This is a genomic window from Calothrix sp. FACHB-168, assembly GCF_963889195.1.
GTDB classification, from domain to species: Bacteria; Cyanobacteriota; Cyanobacteriia; order Cyanobacteriales; family Nostocaceae; genus Aulosira; species Aulosira anomala_A.
Window position 1 is genome coordinate 18612 of record NZ_CAWPNJ010000085.1, and the last position, 22742, is coordinate 41353.

General features: G+C 40.5%; 13 protein-coding genes. 5 read left to right on the plus strand and 8 right to left on the minus strand.

From position 1 onward, the window contains the following. Positions 1-272 precede the first annotated feature (272 nt). Positions 273-2288 carry a serine/threonine-protein kinase gene (locus AACW45_RS35535; protein ID WP_190630394.1) on the plus strand — a complete coding sequence of 672 codons (2016 nt, stop codon included), beginning with the start codon at positions 273-275 and terminating at the stop codon, positions 2286-2288. 232 nt (positions 2289-2520) lie between these two features. On the opposite strand, the gene AACW45_RS35540 is transcribed toward AACW45_RS35535, so the two are convergent. Further along, on the minus strand, positions 2521-3321 hold the full coding sequence (locus tag AACW45_RS35540; protein ID WP_190630396.1) for an SDR family NAD(P)-dependent oxidoreductase: 801 nt from the start codon (positions 3319-3321) through the stop codon (positions 2521-2523). 209 nt (positions 3322-3530) lie between these two features. Here AACW45_RS35540 and AACW45_RS35545 point away from each other — a divergent pair, with 209 nt between their 5' ends. Next, positions 3531-3824, plus strand: a complete 294-nt coding sequence (locus tag AACW45_RS35545; protein WP_190630399.1) for a WGxxGxxG family protein — start codon at positions 3531-3533, stop codon at positions 3822-3824. 243 nt (positions 3825-4067) lie between these two features. Continuing rightward, positions 4068-4241, plus strand: a complete 174-nt coding sequence (locus AACW45_RS35550) for a hypothetical protein (protein ID WP_190630401.1) — start codon at positions 4068-4070, stop codon at positions 4239-4241. A 345-nt stretch (positions 4242-4586) separates the two neighbouring features. Here the strand turns inward: AACW45_RS35550 and AACW45_RS35555 are convergent, their stop codons facing one another. Both AACW45_RS35555 and pbpC read right to left on the minus strand, forming a co-directional pair. Beyond that, positions 4587-4745: a hypothetical protein gene (locus AACW45_RS35555; protein ID WP_190630403.1), complete on the minus strand. Its 159-nt coding sequence runs from the start codon at positions 4743-4745 to the stop codon at positions 4587-4589. 272 nt (positions 4746-5017) lie between these two features. Beyond that, entirely contained in the window at positions 5018-7402 is a 2385-nt protein-coding gene (gene pbpC / locus AACW45_RS35560; RefSeq protein ID WP_190630405.1) for a penicillin-binding protein 1C, read from the minus strand. Positions 7403-7752: 350 nt separating this feature from the next. Here pbpC and AACW45_RS35565 point away from each other — a divergent pair, with 350 nt between their 5' ends. Further along, positions 7753-13473, plus strand: a complete 5721-nt coding sequence (locus AACW45_RS35565) for an alpha-2-macroglobulin family protein (RefSeq protein WP_190630407.1) — start codon at positions 7753-7755, stop codon at positions 13471-13473. 135 nt (positions 13474-13608) lie between these two features. Here AACW45_RS35565 and AACW45_RS35570 read toward each other — a convergent pair whose 3' ends face one another. After that, the gene (locus AACW45_RS35570; RefSeq protein ID WP_190630409.1) at positions 13609-16413 is read right to left on the minus strand and encodes a HEAT repeat domain-containing protein; all 2805 of its coding nucleotides are present in this window, start codon (positions 16411-16413) and stop codon (positions 13609-13611) included. 389 nt (positions 16414-16802) lie between these two features. Here AACW45_RS35570 and AACW45_RS35575 point away from each other — a divergent pair, with 389 nt between their 5' ends. Then, positions 16803-17381: a hypothetical protein gene (locus AACW45_RS35575; RefSeq protein ID WP_190630410.1), complete on the plus strand. Its 579-nt coding sequence runs from the start codon at positions 16803-16805 to the stop codon at positions 17379-17381. Positions 17382-17506: 125 nt separating this feature from the next. On the opposite strand, the gene AACW45_RS35580 is transcribed toward AACW45_RS35575, so the two are convergent. The 4 genes from AACW45_RS35580 to AACW45_RS35595 form a co-directional block, all read right to left on the minus strand. Then, on the minus strand, positions 17507-17992 hold the full coding sequence (locus tag AACW45_RS35580) for a hypothetical protein (RefSeq protein WP_242045571.1): 486 nt from the start codon (positions 17990-17992) through the stop codon (positions 17507-17509). 447 nt (positions 17993-18439) lie between these two features. Further along, positions 18440-19213, minus strand: a complete 774-nt coding sequence (locus AACW45_RS35585) for a hypothetical protein (RefSeq protein ID WP_190630412.1) — start codon at positions 19211-19213, stop codon at positions 18440-18442. Between the two features lie 201 nt (positions 19214-19414). After that, positions 19415-19804, minus strand: coding sequence for a hypothetical protein (locus AACW45_RS35590; RefSeq protein WP_190630665.1), 390 nt, complete (start codon positions 19802-19804; stop codon positions 19415-19417). Positions 19805-20363: 559 nt separating this feature from the next. Further along, complete coding sequence (locus AACW45_RS35595; protein ID WP_190630414.1) at positions 20364-22067, minus strand: fasciclin domain-containing protein; 1704 nt, start codon at positions 22065-22067, stop codon at positions 20364-20366. Between the last annotated feature and the right edge of the window lie 675 nt (positions 22068-22742).

Here is a 22742-nt window from a genome sequence, read left to right on the forward strand (position 1 = left end):
ATCTCACACCTCTTAAATATATGTCTTTAGCAAGATGCGATCGCAGTTTGTTTAACCCCTGATTATTAAAAGTACATAGAAAGTTTCAATTAAATCCATAAGGATAGAAGATGCTATAAGCGATCGCTCTTTGACTAAGTTACTTTTAATTTTAAATTGTTGAGTTACCTATAGAATAATTTCTGAATGCAAAATAATCATTATCAGCAACTTTATAGCAAAATTATGTGTCATGAATTAATATATACACAATATGCATATGGATTTCCAGTATGCGCTGCTGTCTGAATCCCGATTGTCTCAGTCCGCAAAATCCTGACAGTAACAAGGTTTGCCAAAGTTGCAATACACCCTTGATCGAACTTTTACGAGGTCGTTATCGTGTAATAAAAGTCATTTCTGATGAAGGTGGATTTGGAAGAACCTATCTCGCGGAAGATGTAGATAAACTCAATGAATGGTGTGTAGTTAAACAATTCGCACCCAAAGTTCAGGGAACTGCTGCCTTAAAAAAAGCAGTAGAACTGTTTAAAGAAGAAGCGAAACAACTGCAAAAATTAGGCGAACATCCGCAAATTCCCACGCTTTTAGCTTACTTTGAACAAGACAATTATTTGTTTTTAGTCCAGCAATATATTGATGGGCAGAATTTGATGCAGGAATTACGCCGAGGTGCAATATATGATGAAACAAAAATCATCCAACTTTTGTTAGATTTACTTCCCATTCTCAAATTTATTCACGAGCGCGGAGTCATTCATCGAGATATTAAACCGCAAAATATTATCCGCCGTCAAAGCGATGGGCGATTAGTTTTAATAGATTTTGGCTCGTCTAAGCAATTAACAGCAACCGTACATACACAAATTGGTACAACCATCGGCTCTCATGGTTATACTCCGATGGAACAAATGCAGGATGGTAAAGCTTATCCATCAAGCGATTTATTTAGTTTAGGTGCAACTTGCTTTCATTTATTAACTAAAATTCGCCCATCCCAACTATTAATGCAAAAAGGCTATAGTTGGGTAAACTCTTGGCAGCAATATGTCAATCATAATCAGAGAAATGGTGTCTCTCCAAATGTCGATTTAGATCGAGTACTTAATAAGCTATTAACTACAGATATTAAGCAACGCTATCAATCTGCTGATGAAGTTATCAAAGATTTAACACCACAACAGACATCAGCAGCATTGCTACATACCATAATTTCCAGTTCTGCAACTACCCAAACAGCAAAGGTAAAAAATCCTTGGTTGATTGGTGCAGGGATTTTGCTATTGTTATTCGGATTCATTGGCTATTTCTACTCTCGCTCACAACCAGCAACTAGATTTTCTCAACCTATCAAGCCAATAAACATCACAGATAACCCTGAGCAAAGTAACACCCTTAAAGGACATGCTAGCGATGTGAATTCTGTCGCCTTTAGTCCTGATGGTAAAACCTTAGCTAGTGGGAGTGATGACAAGACAATCAAACTCTGGAATGTAGAAACTAAACAAGAAATTCGCACCCTAAAAGGTCATTTACAATGGATTTGGACTGTTGCCTTTAGTCCTGATGGTAAAACCTTGGCTAGTGGTGGTGCAGATAGAAATATCAAACTTTGGAATATTTCTACTGGGGAAGAGATTCGGACTTTAAAAGGACATAAAGATGGCATCGCGGCTGTAGCTTTTAGTCCTGATGGTAATACATTAGCTACAGCGAGTTTAGATAACACAATTAAACTATGGAATGTCTCTACAGGAGCAGTAATTAGTACCTTATCCGGACATAATAAAGCAGTTTCTACGATTAGTTTTAGCCCTGATGGACAGACTCTAGCTAGTGGCAGTTGGGATAATAAAATTAAACTGTGGAATGTCGCAACAGGTAAAGAAATTCGCACTTTTAGCGGACATACACAATTAATTCTGACCGTTGCTTTTAGTCCTGATGGTATGACTCTTGCTAGTGGTAGTAAGGACAAAACTATTAAATTATGGAATCTGGTAACGGGGGAGAATATGATAACCTTACAAGGTCATACAGATAAAGTTAATGCTGTTGCTTATTTACCGAAAATAGCAGTTAATAAAATATTCAATAATGGGAGTTTGATTAGTGGTAGTAATGATAATACAGTTAAATTATGGGATACAAAAACTGGCAAAGAAATTCGCACATTCAAGCGAGATTCGGGGTATATTTATTCTGTAGCTGCTAGCCCTGATGGTAAGAATATTGCTAGTGGTGGGAGTGCGGATAATATTATTAAAATTTGGCGTTTGTCAGATTAATTTCTAATTCGGGACTTACACATTATTTGGGCGGGCAAGATGCCCACCCCACAAGAGTTTGAGTAATGTTCTGTTTTAGTAGATGTAGGTTGGGTTGAGGAACGAAACCCAACATTTGCGGGAGTTTGTTGGGTTTACACAAGGTAATCCCAACCTATTAGTATGAATGTGGCGCTAACACCAAGGGTATTGGAATTAGTATTACAAATCAAATAAAATGTTTGGCATTCACTTATTTATTTGCTGAACCAGGTTCAGTCAGCTGACGGTGTTGTTCAGCATTCACGGTATCAGGTAAAACCTTGCTCACATTACCTTGAATCTTGGTTTTGAGAGAACCAGCAATTACATGATCCTTATCAGCCATTAATGCTTCAAAGCCTTGTTTCGCCACCAGCGCCGGATCATCTTTTTCATTTGCACCCGCCTTGGTATTATCCATCCCTGCACGATGGAAAAAATTGGTATCAGTGGGGCCTGGCATCAGTGCTGTTACTGTAATGGCTGTATCTTTTAACTCGTTGCGTAATGCTTCTGAAAAAGAATGTATAAATGCTTTGGAAGCTGCATAAACCGCCTCAAATGGCCCTGGCATAATGGCAGCAATTGACGAAGTGAAGAGAATTTTTCCTCTGTTTAGTTCTACCATATCTTTCAGCACTCGTTTAGCCAGATGAACTGAAGATACAACATTCAAGTTAATTAAATTTAGCTCATCGTCTAGGTTAGTTTCCCGCGCAAAGTCACCGCCAACACCTACACCAGCATTAATTGCGATCGCATCTACCGGGCGATGAATGTCTTTAATCTTGTGGTATAATTTTTCTACTCCCTCATAAGTAGCCAAATCTGCCTGCACTGTCTCAACTTTAGCACCCAACGCCGCAAAAGCTTGTGCAGCTTGATTAATCGTCGCTCCTGTTGATGTCACCAGCAAGTCAAAGCCGTTTTGGGCGAACTGTTTAGCTAATTCGTAGCCAATACCATTAGAAGCACCTGTAACTACAGCTAGTGGTCGGATTACACTGTTCATAATTGTCCAAACTCCTGGTTTAGTGCAGTCACCTTTCAACCCTTACCATCCTAAGTAGGCAGTAAATTGAGTGCGTCTTTCCACAGGAGTAACTGACACAAATGCGACTTATAGAAGAGATACATCTCCAGCTAACGAGTGATTTTAGTTGCGGGATAACTTCATAAACTGTGACTATTGCTTAAATAAATTTCAGTGGGGACTGAATTATGAAACGCTTTGATGTATCCAAAATTGTTGGGACTACTGTATTAGCGTTGAGTTTAGCGATCGCACCTACAGTTTTACCAGCTTCTGCTCAAACCACTACTAATGATGGTACAACAACAGATACCACCACCACAACAGACCGTCCTTTGACCGATGGTAACTATGCTGATGGTGATTGGGGTTTGCTGGGTTTACTCGGTTTGTTTGGTTTATTCGGACGTAAAAGTCGCAGAGATGACGATACTGCTTATAGCAACCGTGATGTCGTTAGTTCTTCTCGTTCTAACTTTTAATACTCAGGGCTTCTGCAATCTTACGTAAATTCTTCCAATAAGTTTAAGTTGCAGCCTGCAAAAGCAGGCTTTGTTTTGTCATAAACTCTTACAAATGAAAATTGTACAGACGCGATTCATCGCGTCTCTAAAACCAATAATTTCACAAAGCTAAAAAATGTTACTTAAAGTTTACTTATTCTTGAACCTAGCGATAATTGAGAGAAAATAGATTTAAAGAGAAACCAAGGCTAACAAATAACCTTGGTTTCCCTATCACCTCAATGTTTTTGGTCTGATGGAGACACACCAAGAGAGGTAATTATGTATCACGATACTTTAGTAGCCGACTTCAGCAATTACCTAATCGTCAAAATTTCGCTATTGATGATGGTACTAATAGTACTGATGATTGTGGCTGCTGCCCCTGCTATTTAAAATCAACATTCCCACTCTGATACATCTGTGCTTGGCAAAATTGTTATTTGCTGAAAAATTACTGTATCTGTACAGAGAGTACAGTTGATGGCAATTGAATCGCAAGTGAAGCGGTAGCGATATTATGGGACTTAGTTCAGCAGAATCAAATACCTGAATTTGGGTTGAGAAAGAATTCTGATTAACGTCTGACAATAAGCCTAGTAAGGATCTTTCGTACTGCTAAAAGATAGAGAAGATTCTATATCGCAATGCTTTGGTGAATATCGATAGATTCGATCAATATAATTGTCCTCGCATGACAACTGCGGATCAACTGTTTAATTAGGGATTTCCATGAGGTGATTAACTCGCGTGTTCCCAATCGCTGAGTGACTCATGCTGCTGTTTTACTGGACGTTTTTTCAGGGGAACTCTTGGCGAACCAATATCTGTCTTAGGGAAAGACTGTTTTTTCTTGGTGGATTTACTGTCTTGGGTGGGAGAATTCGTGGTGTTTGTCATGGCTATTTAAACCTTTAATGAAAACTTCAGCACTAATGTATATCATCAAATTGAAAAGTGCAAATTTCGCAAGAAATATCTTATTTTTTTCAGTATTCCTACGGGAATAGCAATCTCTTCAATTAGTGACTGTATTGGGGTAGATATAAGACTCAGTTAACAACTGCTTAAGGATTTACGGACTTATATTTGCTGTCCCATTGTTGATAATTGGTATCAATGTCATCCAGTATCTTCATGTCAGCATTAGGTGATAGCTTCCGCAATAACACTTATGGGCTGCCATGATTTACCTGAGAATTAACAATTGAAAAACCTCGTCTTGTAGATTTACTCTTGGATAACTGTACTTGAAAGCTGACGCGATCGCTACTATTTTTACTTTTCACTTCCAATGTCCAGTTACCAGGACGAATCTGCCAAAATAAAGAATCAGCTGTATCCATAGCAAGCTTTTCCCCATTTAACCGCCACTCTACAGGTTCAGCTGTCTTTCCTATTAGCTTAAACTCTAGTTTTTGGCTTGTTTGTTCCCCTGGATACAGCAAAAACAAATCGCCATTATTCGGAGATATAATTCGTAAATTGCTAGTATTAAAAGTTGCTGGTTTCTGTTTGGCTAACCATTCATCATATTCTGGCGATAAACCTCCTGGTTGTGGGTTTTCATAGGCGATTTTGTCTGCTGGATAAAAATATTCCTGCACCACGGAAGCACAATCTGGTGTAGGTTTTAACCCAGAAATGGCACAGATGGGTAATTGCACTAAACCTTGAGGTGAAGGGAAATTTTCTGGTTCGTGATGTTCGTGCAAATGTAACATGATACGATTCCACAAAGGCGCAGCCCCAGTTACTCCTGATACTTGGCGCATCGGTTCGCCTGTGAAATTGCCTACCCAAGTAGCGACAGTGTAATCTGTTGTGAATCCTACCGTCCAAGTATCGCGGAAATTGGAAGAAGTACCGGTTTTAACTGCTGTGGGGAAAGGTAAATGTAATACAGAATCTACACCAAAAGCTGTAGCGCGGGCATGATTATCACTCAACATATCAATAATTAATTGCCATGTTGTTGGGTTGGGGTTTGATGTTTGGGGTTTGCTGTTTGATGTTTGGGGTATGGTACTAACCAGCGATACAGCTTCACCTTGTCGCGCCATCGTCACGTAAGCCTTAGCTAATTCCCACAGACTGACTTCTCCACTACCCAAAGTCAAACCTAAACCATAATATTCCGGGGTTTGATTGAGATGTTCAAAGCCTAATTGACGCAGATGTTCTAAAAAAGCGGGTACGCCTACCTTTTCTAACACCCTAACTGCGGGAATATTCAAAGAATTCGCCAACGCCACCCGCACCCGCACCGGGCCTTGAAACTTTTGGGTATAATCTGTAGGGCTATATAGTTTCGCACCGGGAATCGCGTAATGTGCCGGCACATCTGCCAAAATTGTATTTGGGCGAATTATACCTTTAGCTAGCGCCAACTCATAAACAAACGGCTTGAGGGTAGAACCGGGTTGACGTAGCGCCTGTACGCCATCATTACGTCCGAGTTTCGCTTCATCAAAATAATTGGGCGAACCCACATAAGCTAAAACTTCCCCAGTGTGGTTATCGATTACCAAAGCGGCTGCATCTTGGACATTATTCGCTGCTAAAGAAGCAAGTACTTGTTTTACCTGTGCTTCCACAAATTGCTGTAAAGGTCTATCTATTGTAGTGTGAATTTGTCCTGCCAAACCCCACCCCGGCTGCGCCACCCCTCCCCGCAAGCGGGGAGGGGTTGGGGGAGGGGTACTTTGCTGACTGGCTAACCAAAATAAAAAGTGAGGTGCAGCAATAATTCCGCGTTGACGGGATTGAAATACTACCTTTTCTGTATAAGCGCGTTCAGCTAAGGCAGAATTAATATAACCATCCTCTACCATGCGGTTGAGAACATATTTCTGACGCTGCTTTAACCGTTGCCAATGGGCTAACGGGTCAAAATATGTGGGATTATTAGGAATAGCAGCCAATAGACTAGCCTGAGCAACATTTAAATCCTGAGCGGGGATAGAAAAATAAGTACGAGATGCTGCTTCCACACCGTAGATATTTCCCCCCATTGGTAAACGATTAATATAAGCTGCGAGAATTTCATCCTTATTCATCCCCGCAGCTAACCGCCAAGCTAACCAAATTTCTTGCAGTTTACCAGAAAGATTGCGGGGAACCGGATCTAACATCCGTGCTAACTGCATTGTCACCGTCGAAGCACCAGAGACAATTTTTTTCGCGTGAATCGCTTCCTTAATCGCGCGGGCGATTGCTTTTAAATCCAACGCCCCATGATGATAGAAACTGCTATCTTCCGCCGCCAAAATCGCCTGAATAAACTGAGGCGAAACCTGATTTAATGGGACTACAGCAGTATGCTCTTGGTCGCGAGTCAGTATAGTTCCTAAAGGTAGCCCATTGCGATCGCTAAATTGCAACGCTAGCTGATTTTGTTGAATATCTGTAGCGCGAACTGGCGCAAAATAGGGCATTAAGCGCACCGCCAAGCACATCAGCAGCAAAGCTAGAATAACCTTCCCCCAGCGACTGCGATTCAACCGTCGCCAAAACTTTTGCGTAATTTGGATTAGCCTGCGTGAAGTTACTTGCATCAGCGAATGCTCTACCCTGTCAAAGTTACTTTAATTTTGACGTAGCGATCGCACTTTAATCAGGAAATATTACTAACAATTTACAACTGATTTGTCAGTTGTCATTAGTCATTTATCATTGGTATTTATTCCCCAATTATCATCTGCAAAAAAACAATACTTCTTAATATAATTTCCTCCTCTTCCTCCTCTCTTCGTGTCCTTCGTGTCTTCGCGGTTCGTTTAAAAACCATCATCCATCATTAAGAATTGTAGTTATTACTAGGAACAATCCCCTCTCATTGGTTATCTATAGAATAATCTCACGCAGAGACGCAGAGGCGCAAAGACAAGAGATATCTATATTAAATATGATTATTAAAACTTTAATTAAATTTCTACTTACCCTCACACTAATGCTAGGCATAGCAGGGTGTAACTTTTTCGGGATTAATTCAGGAAAAGAACCACTACCAACAGTTGCGCCTCTCACACCGCCTAAATTACCAGATTGGATAGAACAAATTAGTCCCATTGGCGATGCAAAACCCCTCAATCAAATCCGCATCAGGTTTAAAGAAGCATTAATTCCCGTTGAAAGCCTCGATAGTCCAGAACAGCAAAATTTACTGCAAAAATTTGAACTCACCCCACCTATCCCCGGAAGATTTCGCTTTTTAACACCGCGCATGGTGGGTTTTCAAGCCGATAAAGCCTTACCCCAAGCCACAAGATTTCAAGTAACCCTAAAATCTGGCTTATCTGACTTAAAAAAACATCGTTTAAATCAAGATTTAGCTTGGACTTTCAACACAGAACCGATTAAACTGACGAATTTACCAGGCGTTAACCCAATGGAAAAGGCTGACGATCAACCAATTGATTTACAGCCTAAATTAGAATTTACCTCGAATGTGGAATTAGATGTTAATTCTGTCGCCAAAAATTTACAGCTAATTCCCGAAGGTAAAACAGAAAAGATCAGCTTTAAAGTAGAACTAGTTAAAGAAGATAAACCCCAAGAAACCGAAGATCCTTTAGAAAAATTCGATCCGTCACAACGCAATTGGGTTTACAAACTGATTCCCCAACAAAATCTCAGCACAGCTACTCATTATCGCCTAAACTTTGCGCCGGGAATTCGTCCCGCTTATGGTAATTTAGCTAGCGAAAAAGAATTCGCGACTAAATTAGCTACCTATTCACCTTTAGCATTACAAAAAATTAATTATTACGGACAACCAGACGCCGGGGGAACTTACGGGAGATTTGTTAAAGGTAGTCCGCAATTAGAATTTAATAACATCATCCTTCCCGATTCAGCTAAAGAAAATATCACCATTACCCCAACACCAAAAGATATTCCCCGACTCATCCAAGTTAACGATGAAGATAGAGTAATTAATATAAATCCCTATGCCTTAGCGCCAGCAACTAGCTATACAATTACTATCGGGGGAAATCTCAAAGATAAATTTGGACAAACTTTAGGTAAACCCGTTACCGTTAATTATGACACTGGCGATGTAGCTGGAGATATTTGGCTTCCTTCAGATTTAAATATTTTCCCTGCTGGTAAAGATTTACAGTTAAATATCAATACAATCAATTTACCAGAGGCGAAATATAAAGCCGCTTATAAAGTCGTTCAGCCAACAGATTTAGTTTACGATAATTACGCAAGTAATTTATTACCTAAACCAGGTGAATGGCAAAGTTTCTCTGTAGCCAGAAAGAATAACCAAGCCGTTGATATTAACGTCCCTCTGCGAGAAAAACTCTCTGCACCTACAGGAATGTTAGCCTATGGCGTGCAAGCCAGGACTAATAAATATCAAGAAAATGGTAAAGAACTCTGGCGGGAACCTACAACTTACGGCTTAGTACAATTAACCAATTTAGGTGTATTTTCTCAATGGTTTCCTGATTCTGGTTTAATTCGCGTTCATCATTTAAGTGATGGTGCGCCTGTGAAAGCTGCATCTGTAGAAATTTATCAATCACAATTAAATGCAAAATCTCGTTTGTCAGTTTCACCTTGCGCAACTGGGAAAACAGATGATAGGGGTAATTTAAATATTAAAACTGAAGATTTACAGCAATGTTTTCCTGGTAGTCAAAGATTAGTAAAAGCACCAGAATTATTAATAATTGCCCGTGAAAATCAAGATTGGGCATTTACGAGAACCGAAGAATATAGCGGCGTATATGGTTATGGTATTGATGCAGGTTGGCAAGATGGTAAACCAGAATCGCGGGGAATTATCTTCTCTGATAGACAGTTATATCAGCCTGGTGAAAAAGCTTGGTTAACTGGTTTCGCCGATTATTTACAAAATGGTAACATTCAGCAAGATAAAAATGCAGCTTACCAAGTAACTTTAGTCAATCCTGATGGACAAAGAACGAATTTAGGCACAAAAACGACTAATGAATTTGGGACATTCTCTTTAGAATTACCAATTAGTAAAACTCAACGCTTAGGCTATTATACAGTCGAGGCGAAGGGGAAAGCTGGGCAAGAAATTTCGGGAGAATTCCGCGTTGCTGAATTTAAACCGCCTAATTTTAAAGTGGAACTGAATTTAGATAAAGAATTTGCCTTCATTGGCGATACCGTTGCGGCGAAAGCTGCTAGTAATTATTTATTTGGTGCGCCTGTACAAGGAGGGGAAGCCAAATATTTTGTGACTCGCCAGCAAGCTAATTTTATCCCTAAAGGTTGGGAAGAATTTAGTTTTGGTAGACAATGGTTTTGGCCGGAAGAAAGTCCGAATGTTACTAGCGATGTTTTACAAACTACTGCTACACTCGATGCAAATGGGAAAAGCGAACAAAGTTTCACGGTAGCGAAAGATTTACCTTACCCCATGACTTACCGGGTAGATGTACAAGTTGCAGATGTTTCTAATTTATCGGTAGCAAATTCCCAAAGTTTTACCGCTTTACCGAGTAATCGCTTGATTGGGTTAAAAAGTAATTTTGTGGCTGATGCTGGTAAACCATTTAATATTGAAACCATTGTTACTGACCCTAGCGGAAAATTGCTCACAGGTCAACGACTAAAGCTGGAATTACAAGAGATAAAATATAGTAGCGTTACCAAAGTAGTTGAAGGTAGCCGCACTCCAAAAAATCAAGTTGAATATAAAACAGTCGGACAAGTAGAAGTCACATCTGCAAGTAATCCCCAATCGGTAACTTTAACGCCAAAAGCATCTGGTTCTTATAGAATTAGGGCAAATTTTAGCGATACCAAAGACGAAATCAGCGCCACAGATTTACAAATTTGGGTAACTGGAGATAATCAAGTTTATTGGGGTGCGCCAGATGAAAATAAGCTAGAAGTTAAATTAGATAAAAAAGAATTTAAACCGGGGGAAACTGCAACAGCATTAATCCAATCTCCCTACCCAGAAGCAGAATTGTATTTTGCAGTCATTAAAGACAAACCTCTCTTTCAACAAATTACCAAAGTCAAGGGAGGCGCACCACAAATTCAATTTACAGTTACCCCAGAAATGTTACCCAATGCAGCAGTACAAGCTGTATTAGTCAGACAAGGTAAACCAATTCAGGAAGTAGAACCGGGAAGTTTAGATAAATTAGTCAAAATTGGCTTTGCACCTTTTAAAGTCAACTTGCAAGATAAATATTTAACAGTACAAGTTAACCCACTGCAAGCATCATTAGAACCTGGTGCGGAGGAAACTGTACAACTAGAATTGAAAGATAACCAAGGTAATCCCACCTCCGGACAAATTACAGTCATGGTGGTGAATGAAGCTGTATTGCAACTATCCGGCTATCGTCCGCCAGATTTAGTAAATACAGTATACGCCGAACAAGCGATCGCAACTCGCTTCAGTGATAATCGTCCCGATGTCGTCATTCAACCCGAAGATATCCCCAAACCCAAAGGCTGGGGTTATGGCGGTGGCTTTTCCTCAGGTGCAGCAAATACCAGGGTGCGCACAGATTTTCAAGCCTTAGCTTATTACAATGGTGCTGTACTCACCGACACCACAGGGAAAGCACAGATAACCTTTAAACTTCCCGATGACTTGACTACATGGCGAGTTATGGCTGTAGCTACCGATGGTAATTTGCGATTTGGCAATGGCGATCGCACTTTTATCACGACAAAACCATTACTCACTAACGCCATTTTGCCACAATTCGCCCGTCCAGGCGATCGCCTGCTCGCAGGTTTATCAGTTACCAATAACACGGGAAACGGCGGAAACCTCTCAATTAACGGCGAAATTAGCGGTACAGTCAAATTTGCCGAGAATAACCCCACCTCCACCAATTTACAAACCCCAGCACAAACCACTACCCAAGCTTATCGCTTCCCCATGTTGGCGGAAGATGTGGGAGAGGCGAAAATCCGCTTTACCACACAGTTAAATAATGCAGCCGATGCATTTGAATTACCTTTAGAAATTAAGCCGCTAGAAATTAGCGAACAAGTTGTAGAAACAGGAATTACCGAAAAGCAAATCAAGATACCTTTAAATGTAGATAAAAATACCATCCCCAACGCGGGAGGTTTAGATATTCAACTGGCTAGTACCTTAGTTCCAGAAATTACAGCACCAGCCAAACAAGTTTTAGGCGATGAAGAATTACCCTTCGCTGAACCAGCAGCCAGTCAGTTAATGATTGCAGCACATTTGCAAAGTTTATCCCAAAAATATGGACAGACATTTGCAGAATTCAACACAAATCAACAAGCCAATCAAGCCACAGAACAACTGCAAAAGCTGCAAATAGGCGATGGTGGTTTTGCTTCCTATCCCGAACAAGAAAAATCAGATCCTTGGATATCTGCTTATGCAGGGGAATCCTTAGCTAAAGCCAATCAAGCCTTTCCTGGCGCGATTAATTCCGCAAAGCTGTCTCGCCTCAAGAGTTACTTGCAAAAAGTCCTCGCTAACCCCGGACAATATGACTTTTGTAAACAGCAAGTCTGTAAAACTCAACTTCAACTAAATACCTTAATCGCACTAGCAGAATTAGGCGACAAACGCAATAGTTTCTTAGCAGATATTTACCAACAACGTAATAATTTTGATGTAGTTAATCAAATCAAATTAGCGCGGTACTTGTCCCAATTTCCCGAATGGCAAGATGAAGCCAAAACCATGTTTAACCAGTTACAAAAAAGTATTTATGAAACTGGACGAACAGCAGTAATTAGTATACCTAATAGTTGGGGATGGATGAGTTCGCAGACAACAGCACAAGCACAAGCTTTGCGGTTATTTATTGCTAATAAAGCTAAACCGGAAGTTGTCGATAAATTATTCCAAAGTTTGCTAGCTCAAAGAAGAGATGGTACGTGGCAAACTAGTTATAACAACGCGCAAGCACTCACAGCCTTAGTAGAATATAGCCAACTCCAACCCACACCACCTAACTTTGTGGCTTCCGTACAATTAGCGGGTAAAAAATTAGGCGAAAACCGCTTTGAAGGGTACAGCAATCCTAGCTTACAGATTAATGTGCCAATGGATAAATTACCACGCGATCGCCACGATTTAATCTTACAAAAATCAGGGAGAGGTAAATTACATTATCTAGTGGCTTATAATTACCGCTTGCAAGGCAATCAACCGGGTAAATTTAACGGTTTAAGAGTCAGCAGAGAAATTCAGAAATTAGGCGAAGAGAAAAACATTCTGCAAAAATTTGGACTTTACGCCTTTGATAAACCCTTAACCTTAAAACCTGGACAAGTATTTGATATTGGTGTAGAAATTATTACCGATCATCCTGTAAATCATGTAGTAATTACAGATCCCCTACCAGCCGGATTAGAAGCAGTAGACGCCAGTTTCCAAACTACAACCGCCGCCTTGCAAGCTAAAGCCGATAGTTGGCAATTAGGATTTAGGAATATATATCGCGATCGCATTATCGCCTATGCTGACCACTTAGATCCAGGGGTTTATAGCCTGCATTACTTAGTCCGTTCTGTTACCCCTGGTAAATTCCTCTGGCCTGGTGCCCAAGCACATTTACAATATACACCAGAAGAATTTGGGCGTGCGGCTGATTCTACACTGATAGTGGAGGAGAAAAACTAGCTAAAAGAGAGATCGCTTATTTAATCAAAAACAACTGGCGATAAGCGATCGCACTACTACAAGGTTAACAACAACAGGCGATCGCATTATCGCCTACAACAACCACATTTTCTAAATCAACGAAACGCTATGGTGCTAGGTGGAAGGCTCGGAACCATTGCCTAACTGACCTAACAGTTCGGCAGCACTGTGACGCACAAAATCATCCTTGTCGTTGAGTAGTGCTAGTAGTCCTTCCAAGACTCGCTCGGAACCATTGCCTAACTGACCTAACGCATTGGCAGCACTGCGACGCACAGAATAATCCTGGTCTTTGAGTAGTGCTAGTAGTCCTTCCAAGACTCGCTCGGAACCATTGCCTAACTGACCTAACGCATTGGCAGCACTTTCACGCACAAAATCATCCTTGTCTTTGAGTAGTGCTAGTAGTCCTTCCAAGACTCGCTCGGAACCATTGCCTAACTGACCTAACAGTTCGGCAGCACTGTGACGCACAAAATCATCCTTGTCTTTGAGTAGTGCTAGTAGTCCTTGCAAGACTCGCTCGGAACCATTGCCTAACTGACCTAACGCATTGGCAGCAATGCCACGCACAGAATAATTCTTGTCTTTGAGTAGTGCTAGTAGCCCTTGCAAGACTCGCTCGGAATTATTGCCTAAATGATGACCTAACAGTTCGGCAGCACTTTCACGCACAAAATCATCCTTGTCGTTGAATAGTGCTAGTAGTCCTTGCAATACTGGCTCGGAAGCATTGGTGGCTAACTGACCTAACGCATAGGCAGCTTTGCGACGCACAGAAAGATTCTGGTCGTTGAGTAGTTTTAGTAGTCCTTCCAAGACTTGCTTGGAATCATTGCCTAATTTACCTAACGCATCGGCAGCACTTTCACGCACAAAATAATCCTGTTCGTTGAGTAGTTTTAGTAGTCCTTCCAAGACTTGCTTGGAATCATTGCCTAATTTACCTAACGCATCGGCAGCTGTGCTACGCACTAGAAAATGTAGATCTTTCAAAGCTTTAACCAGATCAAGAGCAGCAGATTTAGCTGCCACGCCCATCTTTTCTAATTCTTTAACAGCACGTCGCCTATCTTCTACTTCTGGAACAAACAGATCGTTAATTAGGCGGCGAATACGTCGTTTGAGTTGTTCTTGTTTGAGTGCTTCCACATCCAGCCCTGCGAGTTTACCTAGTTCCTCCTCCACAAAACTGGGTACTTTTGCTTCTATGCCTTTGGCAATACAACATTCTCTGACTGCAAGCAGGAAACCTTTAATTTCTTCTCGTTTATCTGGATTGCTGCCTACTTTTGCTAAAAACTCGCGCCAGCTTGCTTCATTTTCTTTGTGACGTTCTACTAAATATAGTCCTGCTAAGTACTCAGCTAACGGGTCTAAAGCAAACCTAATTGTACCTGATTTTCCAGACTTAATTAAATAAAGTTTTTTCTCAAAATGTTCCAGGGCTTTATCAGCTTTTTCTTGCCCCAAGGCATCAATTACAGACTTTCGCTCTACATAACTTGGCTTATAGTTCTGCTCAAGACATTTCCACGCAATCAGCTTTGCATCTGGCTCAAGTGTGTGATATTCCTCAGCAGTGCTTCTTTCCACTTCTCGATTTAGCTTTTTTAAGTGGTCAATTATTAAATCAGGGATATTGTCAAGAGAACGTTCCCTAACTAATAAATTCTCCTTAGCATTAATCATCCGCTCTGCATAAAGCTTGGCTAGCAAAACTGTAATTGTTTGCTTGTCACCTACTATGCGTTTAAGTTTGCCACATTCTTGCAAAAATTCGTCCTCATCGTCCTCAAAAAGTTGCCATTTTTTACATTGTTCTATATACTGCTGAATAAAATATTCCAACTTCACACCATTAAAACGTAGGGTTTTTATCTTGGTGTCGATTCCGTTAAATTTTTCCTCAATCCGTGAAGTAACTACCAAAGCGTTAGCTGGAAACTCTCGGAGGTTGGGATTAATCTGCTCGCGGGTTTGTTGATTCATCTCCGAGAAATGATCCACAATTAAGAGAATCCGGCGTTTTCGTAGCAGTTGTTCTACTAGCAATTCATCAACAATCTTTTGTTCGCTGTCGCTCAACTCTTGGATATGTCCTACAATTTCTTCTATTAGAGGCTTGATACCTTCACCTAATTGCAATTTCAGTTCTTGCTCAATTAAAATCGGCAACATTAAGTGTTCTTCGTTCAGGCGTTCAGACTTGTCTTTAATCATTGCCCATTTAGCAATTTGACAAGCAATAGTTGTTTTTCCCGAACCTCCCTCACCCCAAATCAGCAACCTTACTCGTTTTTCTATTTGCTTTTCTGTTTTAAAAGTTCCTCTCAAGTCTGTTGCTGTCAGTTCTTTAATATCTTGATTGTTGAATTTCACGGGGAGAGAAACGTAATCCTTGCGTTCATCAACCGTTTCATTTTGTAAAAATTTCTTCTCGAAAGTATGAATGTGTTTATCAACCCAAGCATCAAGAACTCTAGGACGGTACTTGAGCCAAATTACAAAAGTAACTGGTACTTTTAACTCTGGTGTGATTGGTGTTTTAGGAATTTTCAATTCCGCAGGTAGCCGCAGCAGCAATAAGGGATAAAAACGCAGTAATCCCAGGTACAAAATTACTATAACCGCTAACACACCCGCCGTTACTGTCCAAGGTAAATCCTGATTTTTTTCATCAGATTTATCCTCTTTTTCTGGCTCTTTTTCCTCAGCCGATGTATTTGTCTTTTTTACCTTCGCAGATTGCTGAGGTTGAGGTGTAGATTGCGCTAATACTTGTGCATATACCAGACTACTCTCTTGCTGAATATTTGCCTTCTCCCAATTCTCACTTGTCAATAACAAGGGTAATGAAACTCCCAACAAGACAAATTTCAGCAATCCTAAGAATGGTTGTCTAGTCTTCTTATTCATGAATCAAATTAAGCGCAAAGAGCATATTATCGATATTTTAGGCTATTTTTTCAGTTTTGCCTTGGTAAACTAACCTAGATTAACTTCATACAGCATATTTCAGGTAAATGAGGTACGCGCTTCGGGGCATGGCAGTGCCAATGCCCCTACAATCAACGATTATCTGTACACTCACCAACTTGCAATTCGCTGTATATGGCTTATAGTCCCTTCAAAATAGATTGATAAACGATAGTCTTTATTAAAATCAAACGCAATCTATCAGCTATTATCGGCACTTTCTATCTTCTCATATCGTCAATATATCTAAATCGGCTGCAAAGCTTAAGATTAATTAATTCTAACTGCTCAGTTTGTTTAACTCAGCAATATAGATATATAGACAAATTATGAAACTCAAGTATATCTTCCTCACAACTGTCTTAACAGGCGTAACTTTTGCTATTCACCCGCATTTAGTACAGGCTCAAGTTTGTCCGCAAAATAATGTAGTGTCCCCTGCAAATCAAAGCAGAGTAATTCGTCAAGCAAGATTTGGCTATCAATTTAATATTCCCAAAAATTACAGAACTTTAGCGGTGCGCGAGAATGGAATTTTGGTATTTGACCCTAATAGTTTTCAACTTGCACAATGTTTGTTAAAAAACAAAGCACCTACAGAATATCCTAAAAATATTTCTATTTATACAACACCCATCAATTCACCAAATCGTAGTTTAACAGAAATTATCAAGCAAAATGACCCCACAGTAGAGAAATTGACTAATATTAAAGTAGCGAATCAAGCTGCTATTAGTTACATTTCCAGCACTTTAGGGGTAGAGAAAAAGGTGGCTTTATTAAGTCGCGATCGCAAATATTTAATTACTATCTCCACTCCCTTTAATTTTAACCAAGGACGACCGACAACTGTCTTTAATCAAGGCGTATTCAATCGGGTGGTTTCTAGCTTTGCTTTTAAGCAATAATAAAAGCGCCAGTGAATACGGTGTAAAGCTGGCGCTGGTGTTATCGGTATTTGTGGAAGCATAATCTTACGAAAACTGTGGATGATGCGCTAGGATGCCTACCCCCCAAGGGGTATTACCCCTAACTAAGGCTGCATCTGTGAATACAAATTCAACTGAGTTAATTCAATAAAAGATTCGCTGGTACTGGAGTTAGGAAAGATTTTAGCGTCAAATTGGACTACGCCAATGGCTTCAACAATTTTATCGTTATATTTTTCGACTTCTTCAGGCGATCGCAATGATTGTTTATTCCAAGAAGGAAAAATACTAACTTTAGTACCATCCTCAAGCACAATTTGCGCCTTGATATAAAGTCCAGTAAAACCAGGGATTCCTGTTAATTGGGGGTTAGGTTTCCTGCTGGTGGATGTGTAATTTCCAATGATTTTCACTCTTTGATTCTGGAGACGAATTAAATCAGCACGGTTTTTTACTATTTCCAATGTATTATTCTCAGCTTGTTGGTTACTTTCCTGGGATACATTGCTAGTGCTGGGTTTTATATCTATAAATATAGCTAATGCCGCTATAGTGAAACTCAAAGCAACAGCAACAGAACGCAATTTCATTTTCTCCTCACTTTATAAGTATTGGCGAATCGATATCTATAGCAATCATAAATGATTTATGAGAAAACACGTAAATATTTAAGCGTGATTTATAAAACTTGTTTTTAGTCTATATATTATGCAAAGTATATAATTTTAACCTCAAACTTCAATTAATACGAGTATTTGAAAAGACATTAGCATGTTCAGTGTTTTCTCACGTATGATTCCGGATTGCTATAAAATCCAATTTTCATCAACAAATTCTAGATTTTCATTGTAATATCGATTCTATATGAGGTTGCAAATTAACGCCCTCAGGCTGGAAGCCTGGGGCTATAATTACAAAGCCTGCCTGCGCAGGCTAGATTATATGCATCTTCATATTGGTATTAGTTAAGTAACTAAGTTACTTAATACTCAATGTTTATATTTGCAAAATGTTGCTGGAAGACTTACAAATTAACACTATGCTGTTTTAAAGAAGCGGATAATTTCGCGGACATGATCGAGAAATTGTCCATCGGTAGAAAGTTGCGCGATCGCATTTCTGGCTTCTCTAGATAACCGTTCGTGTTCGGTTTGATTGGTAGCGCGTAATTCTTCTAAATTGGCGATAATTCTGGCTATTTCCCGGCGGGTTTCATCGCTAAAGCGTTTTTGCTTCGCCACAATCGAGTCAGCTTCTTCTGCATCCAGTTGTTCTTCTAGGCGCTGTACTTTATATTCCAATGCAGAAAAGCGATCGCGCAATTCCATAATATCTTCACGGGGATATTGCCATTCTTGGCGAATCATCGCTAATCTGGCATATAAATATTCATAGGCGCGGATAGAGGGACGGAGAATAGTTAATAACAAAGCTGCACCGGAGCTAATATAACCTACAGTACTAATCCCCGTTGCCGCTAGGGTATAAAGACCAATAGCCGAAAATAAATGTAAGGCTAAAGCCACCCAAAGCGATCGCTTCGCCAACAATTTGACATACTGTACTTGTTTATTATCTACAGGAATACCTTTTTCTATCGAACGTGCTGCTTCTGCTAACACTTCTTTGGCCTGAAAATGCACATTCCAGGGGACGGTAACAATTACCAACAACCACCAAAAACTTGCACCGCCAATTATCCAGTCAAGAAAGCTACCTGCTGGTATATGCAACCATTGCAACAAGCCAAAAGCCACCAGCACTAATACGACAATTCCCGCAATGGAACTGACGAAAAAATTAATATACATCTTCCCTTACCCTCCATCAAACTATTAAGCTAATGCGCATCTAAATTGCATAACTAGTCAACAGTCAACAGTCAACCGTCAACAGTCAACAGCCTTCACAATGGATTGTGCAACTTAAAAGCAGATTAGCTTACCTTGATGATGGCGATACCTGGGCAATTATACGGGTATAATGTGATAGTTTTTTTAGCTGCACAGCAACTATAGAATTAAATAGCTATGCCAAATAGGTTCAGTATTTTTCCCCACCCTCTCTGGTAGCAGCAATCGCCAAGTTTTCCCCTCTTGCTGAATTTGCAGATAAATATCAAAGGGTTGTTGCAGTTGCGTCAAGCGTCTTTTAGGTAACTTAATTGTTAAATCATACTTTCCCTGCACCCGAAAAGCTGGTAAATTTTCGATAGTCAGGGGTTTTTGCTCGGTAATCGCGAGCTTTTGAATTTCAAAGCCTTGCAAATCTAAATCTAGCTTTTGGCTAAGTTGTTGTTGCGTTTGTTCTAGTTGGAGAGCGATCGCTTTTTGCACTAATTGATTAGTTGGTAGTAACCCAATCGTACCGCAAGCACTCAAAAGTATTAACAAGCCAGCCATCAACAATAATTTAGCTTGACGAAGATAGCTATGATGGCGTTTCTCATTCAGATGCGGTACAACATTATATCGCGGGCTATGTTCTCTACCTTCTAGCATCTTACTTTCTTACACAATACTCTCCAGCGATAGTATAGCCGTTGTTGCCTCAATTTCTCCCATCACCCAATCAAATTGTAGGGACGGGGTTACCCCGCCCCTACGAGTCGCGGCCTTGGTAAGTTAGGCATTGCTGAATTAGGGGATGAATTTTGACCTATTGAAATTTTCCACTCCTTATTCTCTCTGCGTCTGGTGCGCCTCTGCGTGAGATAAATCATCCCGCAATTATGCAACGCCGTAAGTTAATAATTGGGATATTTTTTGATTTGGAAGTCCCAAATGGGGGCGTTGCTGAATCGAGGTATGAAAGTCAAAAATTCGATTTCTCAAACTCTTACTCTCTGCGCCTCTGCGTCTCTGCGTGAGACAAATTAATACTTTTACTCAGCAACGCCCAAATGGGAAATAGCCTAGAAATCCTTACCAATGACCAATGACCATTGACAAATGACAGCTACTAGAAGTTATAACCAACACCTAGTATTAACCCAACACTAGTTTCATCAAAAAAGGCTGCATTCACAGAACCTGTGACTGTAAAGCGATTGGCAATAGGAATATCCACACCACCAGTTGCCATAAACGCAACATCTGTATCGCCAGAGGTATCAATAGCCACACCAGCACCGACGAAAGGCGCGATGGGGAAGCGGCGTTGTCCGGTTACTGTATCTGGTTGTTGCGCAAAATCTAAAGTTACAGGAACCAACACTAAGGTATTATCGCCAAACACAGCCGATGGACGCACGGAGATATTACGTGTCAAGCCGATTTTACTGATAACTGAGAAGTTACCCACACTAAGAGCATTAGCACCAGTTAAACCAATGTTACCAGCCACACCGATATAGCTAGGGCCGCCAAGGGTAGTTCTACCAGGAGAGACTTCACCAGTAGTAGGAGTCCCACCTGGATCGGTAGTACCTGTACCCGGTTGCTGTCCAGGTTGCTGTCCAGTCAGATTTGGGGGAATTAAGACTTGGTTAATCGCGTGGATGACACCATTACTAGCTTGGACATTCGCCTGAATTACTTGGGCATCATTCACCACAATTTGATTATTAGCTGTATCAACTTTAACATTGACAGATTGGTTTTCAATGGTATTTAGTTCCCCGGTGGAGAGTTGATTAGAAGTTAATTGTCCAGAAATCACGTGATATCTCAACAGCTTAATTAATGTTTCGCGATTTTCTGGTAGCTGTAACTGCTGTAGAGTCCCGGCTGGTAACGCCGCAAATGCTTGATCGGTGGGAGCAAAGACAGTATAAGGGCCTGGTTGTTGCAGGATATCTGTTAACCCTGCGGTTTTTAATAAAGAAGTTAAAGTCGTAAACGAACCGCTAGATGCAGCTAATCCAACAATATCTGTACTACCAGGTTGAGTAGGGGTAGAAGAAGCAGCAACAATATAACTCGCAGCTGGAAGATTGCTGGCAATGGGTTGTAACTGTCCCTGTCTTACCAAAGCTTGATACAATATAGCTGCGGCTTCCGCTCTGGTTAAAGTCCGTTGGGGATTGAGTTGTCTAACTTGGGGATAGTTAACTACTATATTGCCTTGTGTAGCAGCTGCAACAGCATTCACCGCATAATCTGGAGTGGCTGACGCATCTGTATAGTAAGTATTCAACACAGTAGCTGCATCGGTGCTACTAGTTAATGCTAAACCGCTACTTATAGCAACGATCGCCTGTACTTTAGGAATTTGTTCGTTAGGTAAAAATCTGTTTCCGGGATAACCTGACATAAAGCCAGTTTCGTAGGCTTCTCGAATCGCATCCGCAGCCCAATAATTAGCGGGAACATCTGTAAATCCGCCTGCGGCTAATTGTCGCACTGGGTTCTGGTTGAAAGCTTTTTGGATCATAGCGGCGAATTGGGCGCGAGTCACAGCCTGATCGGGTTTAAAGGTACCATCAGGAAACCCGGCTATGATGTTTCTTTGCGCTAAGGCGACAATAAACGGACTCGCCCAGTAATTAGAACCAACGTCAGATAAGTTAGTTGTAGCTGCTCCTGGTGTAGTTGTATCTTGGGAGATTATAGTATTTTGCGCCAATCCCGGACGCGCGATCGCCATCGGACTTAAGCTAGCAAATAATACACTCAAAGCTAACAAACTGCTTTTGACAACTGAACCCCGAAACCAAGTAAACATGAAAGTCTCCTCCAAAAATTAATCGAGTTGGTTCTCAATGTTGAATGCAATTTAGGAAAGTGCTAACGATTTGGTTGACATCGAGAAGTCTAAAAATTTACCAATCTAGCCACTTTCCTGAAAATTTCTCACTCCTGTGTAAATTGTGAAATTTCGCCTTGGCGATCGCTACAGATAAAATTTAGCTAAAAAAGCTACTCAAGATATCTGAGACTGGGCAATGGCCAAGAGAATTTTAGTATAAATTCATCACTTTATCAGTTTTATTAATGTGGTCTAGGAGAAAGGAGCGATTTATGGGCTGTCTTCCGCCTTCAGCCAGCCTAATTACATCTATTTTGAGTTGCATGAGCCTGTTATTAACATACAAGAAAGTAGCGGATTGCCATAGTTAATATTTTTAATCTGTTACATAAATCCAACAACTAGCTAAAGGCTAAATATTTAGACTTTCTTTTATTTCTTTAGGTAGTTGACAACAGCAGTCATTCTTTGAGCAAGCAAGCGAATGGACAAGCTTAGACTAGCAACGCGCGATCGCATTTCCTTACTTCCAGGATAATTAATCTCTCAGACTGGGAGACAAAATTCCCGGCGTTTACCTCCCCAACTTCTTGCAGCAGTTGGGGGAGTGAATGCTCGCAAATGATTTAGGACTGATGTAGATACTCAAAT